Genomic DNA, 4,957 nt, shown 5'->3' with positions numbered 1-4,957 from the left:
TAAGTCGCTCCTTTACATCCTCCGCAATCCCACTATACAAATGAAATTGTATATCAGGATATTTTGTTTGTACATCTTTCACTACTTGAGCAATCAGACGCATACTCGCTGACTCACCGCCACCAATATAGACACTACCAGCGATGACACCATCCGGCTTGCGTATTTCAGATTCCGTACGGTCAAGTAATTCAATGATTTCGGATGCTCGTTTTTGTAAAAGCTGTCCGTCTGCAGTAAGAGATACTTTTCGGCTTCCACGAATCAACAATTGTTTACCTAAATCTTTTTCCAACTCTTTCATTTGTTTAGATAGAGTTGGCTGGGTGACATGCAAGGCTTCAGATGCCACAGTAAAATTCTCAGCTTTAGCAATAGCTACAAAATAACGTAAAGTACGCACATCCATTCTGAATCCTCCTAAAGTATCGTTATAACTTTTTGTTATAACAGTCCATAAACTATAACCATTTGTTATTTAAAAGTTTAGCTTCTATACTAGAAATAAGCAATGAAGAAGTATATAAAGGAGCGAACCGACATGGATTTAGAAACATATTTAGAAGAAGTGAAAAAGGGCAACCGCATTGAAGCTGATTCTCCAGCCCACCAAGTGATGCATCAGATGAGTCAGGAAGCATTAAAGATTACAATGCAAATCAATAATCAATATCATGAGCCAGCAAAACTACGCCAACTCATGTCAGACTTAACGGGTCAACAAATTGATAATAGCTTTACACTGTTTCCACCATTTTATACAGACTTTGGTAAAAATATTCATATTGGTAAAAATGTCTTTATCAATGCCGGATGTAAGTTCCAAGATCAAGGAGGTATTGAAATCGGGGATGGTGCTTTAATTGGTCATAATGTGGTCATGGCTACATTAAATCATGCAGAAGATCCGAGTGACCGTGGTTCAATGATACCTGGAAAAATTACCCTTGGTAAAAATGTGTGGATTGGGTCTAACGCCACTATTTTAGCTGGTACAACAATCGGAGATGGCGCGATTATTGCAGCCGGTGCAGTTGTAACAAAAGATGTACCAGCCAACACGGTTGTTGGTGGCGTTCCTGCAAAAGTGATTAAAAAAATACAGTAAGATAAAATACCAGTCAACTGAAAGATTTACTTCAGTTAACTGGTATTTTATGACCTCTTCACGTCAACTCTCACACCCTTTTTAAGTTGGGCTCGTTCCTCCAGAAAGGACTTCGTTTCAGATTGAGTTGTAGCTGACTTCGCCATCTACTGCCTTAATCTTCCAACGGTTCCTTTCTAGGCGTCAGCACTCACCCCCTTTTTTAATCTACTGGGTATCCGCCTAATGTCCAACCGCCGTCTTGAATTACGTTGATGCCTTGGATATAGTCAGAGTCATCTGAGGCAAGGAAGAGGGCTGTTTTCGCAATTTCATCTGGTTGGCCTGGTCGACCTAATGGTGATTTTTCTAGTCGTTTGTCCGTTACTGTTTCAGTCATTGGGGTATCAATAAAACCAGGTGATAGGGTATTAACTTTAATGCCTTTAGGGCCTAGTTCATGCGCTAATTGGCGTGTCATCCCGACTAAACCATATTTACTCGACATATAAGGTGTACCACCTACACCAACCATACCAGTAGCTTGAGAAGCAATATTGATGATCACACCTGAACCACGTTCAATCATTTGTGGTACGACAGCTTTTGTAGCTAACCAGGGTGCTTTTAAATTTAAGCGGATGACATCATCGAATAGCGCTTCATCCGTGTCTTGAATGGAGTCGTAATTATCCAAAATACCCGCACCATTATAAAGGATATCGATTTTACCATAGTGATCTAAAGTTGTTTGAACAGCATCCTTAATGGATTGGCCTTCATTTAAGTCGGCTTTCACAAAAAGACCTTTTGGACCATGCTCAGCAATCGTATGTAAAATCTTATTTGCCTTATCTTCGTTACGACCAACGATAGCTACTTGTGCGCCTTCCTTAGCGTACAAAATAGCAGTTGCCTCGCCAATACCTGAAGTTCCACCAAAAATTAATGCTACTTTATCATCTAATTTCCCCATGAAAAACATCCTTTCTCATTTTAAATGCTTATTACTTCAAGCATAGGGGATTCAGATAAAGCTTGCAAACAAAACACATGGCTATGTCTTGGCCATGTTCTCAAGAATAAGCTAAACTAATGACATAGATTTAAAAGTAAGGACGAGTGAACCATGAAAATTATTTTTTCCCCGGCCAAAGAAATGAAGCTAAATCAAATATCAATAGATCAACCCATGTATTCAAATACCACCGAAGCTATTATCCAAACCTTACAAACTTTGTCAGACGAACAATTAAAGAAGCTTTACAAAATTTCAGACCAACAAGTGTCACAAGTTAAAGATTATATACGACATTTAAATGAGGGTGATGCATACCCAGCCTTATCTCTATACAACGGTCTAGCCTTTCGCCAAATTGATGTGAATACAGGTGATCCCGCGATTGCGGAATATTTAGACCAACACTTGCGTATCTTATCTGCCTTGTATGGACCTTTAAAAGCTTTCGAACCTATCCGACCTTATAGACTTGATTTCAACACTTCGCTAAAAATTGGTGGCCAAAACCTGCGTCAAATATGGGGTAGTGAGTTTAATCATTTTTTTGAAAAAGAGGAGATTGTTTTAAATCTGGCTAGCCAAGAGTTTTCAGCTATGCTGGAGAAAGAACGCTACATTTGGATTGATTTTGAATTCTATGAACGTGATGCGACAAAAGCGAGTGGTGTAAAAAAACATGCTACTATTTCGAAAAAAGGACGAGGGAAGATGCTGCAATTCTTAGCGGAAAATCAAATTAGAGATATAGTAGCTGTTAAAGAATTTTGCTCAGACGGTTATCAATTCGACTCAGAACGCTCAAATGATAGAAAAATCGTCTTTGTAAAATTAAAAAACTAAATGTCAGACCATTATATGATAAAATGATGAAACATATTAAAAAATACTGAAAGGTCTAATTGGGAGGATCAAGTTGAAAGTAATTTTTAAAGTGACACGTCATAAATTTGACTGAAAGTCAGCACTTGGTTGGGCAGGTATTATTGGGTTGGTCATTAAATGGCTATTTTTCTAGCTTTAAAAGTTAGTTTATTTCCAAGCAAAAATTCAATTTTTGTTGGAATGGCAAATTAGGTATTTAAGTGAGTAGATATTATTGAGGAAAAGTTTTGGGAGGATATTTCATTGAAGAAGGTATTGAGCGCATTATTAATATTCTTATCATTTGTATTGGCGGGGGCTATCGTTGCAGTGGTATATTTTAGCGTTAGTGATGCAGAAACTGGGAGTTCATCTGCTTCAACCAGTTCAGTAGCATCATCATCAAGTTCGCAATCATCAGCTTCTAGTTCGGCGGAGAGTAGCTCAACTGAATCACAAGAGAGGGAATCTTCTGGATCAGATGATAGTGTGGAGTCAGAGATTCAACAGGCACTGGCTTCAGAAGCAGAAACAAAGGTTTTATTAGGTAGAGAATTATATGATAGTTGGATCTATCTAGATATCACGGAAGAGAGTACTTTCTTAACGGCTATTCACTATATGACACATCAAAAAATTTTAGCTGATTCAAAGCAAGGTGCTTTAGAAATTACCCCAGAAAGAATTACTATCATGCTTGAACAAGCTGAGGCATTTAGCGAATCTGTCCACTATCCATTCTTCATTGAAATTTTGAGTGCTTGGGATGCAGGTGACTTTTCTAATGCCGTCTATGCCCATAACTATGTGTGGAATGCGCAAGATGGTAATATCGGAGAAGCATACGGCTTATTTGATGAAAGTCAGGAAGCTGAGTTTGTTCAAGCAAACTTTAGAGATATAGCGTATTAATTATGTTGAAAGCCTATGTTGACAGAAATGTGGCATAGGCTTTTATTATACAATCAGTTAGCTTACTCAAGTCGGTTTATTTTACATATCGAAATTACTCGATATAATAGGGTCTATATTAAAAAAAGGAAGGTGATCATTTGGCGTCGATAGATATATTTAAAGCATTAGCAAATGAACATCGCTTATTAATTATGCATTATTTGAAAGATCCAACTGCTTATTTTGTGCACGAAACAGATGTTGATATGACTGAGCACGGGGTTTGTGTAGGTGAGATTCAACGAGTGCTTGGGTTGACCCAATCTACTACATCGCATTATTTAACGATGATGAATAAATCGGATTTGTTGATTGCTACCCGTATTGGTAAGTGGACATACTATCGTCGCAATGAAGCGACATTAAACCGACTAAGTAAATTTATAGATGAGGAGATATAGGAACTAAAAAAACGAGTTACCTATTTCTATAACTTAACATATCGAATAAATTCGATATGATTAACGACCAAGGATGATATTAAACAGCTAAAAGGAGCTATAAGTATGACGAATAAACTAACTGATAAAGTAACACTACGCCATGGAGCCACATTAAATAACCGAATTGCCATGTCACCAATGCAATCACAATCGGGTAAACGCAATGGATTTGTAAGTGAAGATACTTTGAAATATTACGGCGCACGGTCTCAAGCTGGTGGTTTAATCGTATCTGAATTTCATTATGTGAGTGAAAATGGTGGGCCAGCTTACCATCCAGGGTATCCTGAACAATTAGCCACTTATTCTGATGCGCACTTGGATGGTTTAACTAAATTAGCCACTACTATGAAAAAGGATGGTAACAAAGCTATCTTACAAATTCATCATGCTGGTCGAGCGGCTGTTGGACAAGCCCTTTCAGGACAAGATGTTGTTGCACCTTCAGCTATCGACTTTGACTTCTTGTCCTACCCAATCCGCGCATTAACCGAACAAGAAATTGAAGATATTATCCAAGACTTTGGCCGTGCTACGTCAAGAGCGATTAAAGCAGGTTTTGATGGTGTGGAAATACATGGTGCTAATCAC

6 protein-coding genes and 1 pseudogene are annotated in these 4,957 nt (G+C 38.1%); 5 read left to right on the top strand and 2 right to left on the bottom strand.

Annotated features, from left to right (window positions below; genetic code table 11):
• On the bottom strand, positions 1–409 hold a 409-nt coding region (locus ACRCJ0_RS09400), incomplete at its 3' end, for a LysR family transcriptional regulator (protein WP_431390281.1).
• 132 nt (positions 410–541) lie between these two features.
• On the opposite strand from ACRCJ0_RS09400, the gene ACRCJ0_RS09395 reads away from it, so the two are divergent.
• Complete coding sequence (locus ACRCJ0_RS09395) at positions 542–1,108, top strand: sugar O-acetyltransferase (protein WP_431390280.1); 567 nt, start codon at positions 542–544, stop codon at positions 1,106–1,108.
• 202 nt (positions 1,109–1,310) lie between these two features.
• On the opposite strand, the gene ACRCJ0_RS09390 is transcribed toward ACRCJ0_RS09395, so the two are convergent.
• Positions 1,311–2,063, bottom strand: coding sequence for an SDR family NAD(P)-dependent oxidoreductase (locus ACRCJ0_RS09390; RefSeq protein WP_431390279.1), 753 nt, complete (start codon positions 2,061–2,063; stop codon positions 1,311–1,313).
• A gap of 153 nt (positions 2,064–2,216) precedes the next feature.
• Between ACRCJ0_RS09390 and yaaA the strand changes: the two genes are divergently transcribed.
• The 4 genes and pseudogenes from yaaA to ACRCJ0_RS09370 form a co-directional block, all read left to right on the top strand.
• Positions 2,217–2,948, top strand: a complete 732-nt coding sequence (gene yaaA / locus ACRCJ0_RS09385; protein WP_431390278.1) for a peroxide stress protein YaaA — start codon at positions 2,217–2,219, stop codon at positions 2,946–2,948.
• Between the two features lie 285 nt (positions 2,949–3,233).
• Positions 3,234–3,881: a DUF6241 domain-containing protein gene (locus ACRCJ0_RS09380; RefSeq protein ID WP_431390277.1), complete on the top strand. Its 648-nt coding sequence runs from the start codon at positions 3,234–3,236 to the stop codon at positions 3,879–3,881.
• Positions 3,882–4,021: 140 nt separating this feature from the next.
• Positions 4,022–4,324, top strand: a complete 303-nt coding sequence (locus ACRCJ0_RS09375; protein WP_026466581.1) for an ArsR/SmtB family transcription factor — start codon at positions 4,022–4,024, stop codon at positions 4,322–4,324.
• A gap of 105 nt (positions 4,325–4,429) precedes the next feature.
• A pseudogene (locus tag ACRCJ0_RS09370) lies at positions 4,430–4,957 on the top strand (NADH-dependent oxidoreductase); the annotation flags it as partial.

It is taken from the genome of Aerococcus sp. L_32, from assembly GCF_050689315.1.
Note: the sequence above shows the minus strand (reverse complement) of the source record. Positions and strands in the feature narration are given on the sequence as shown.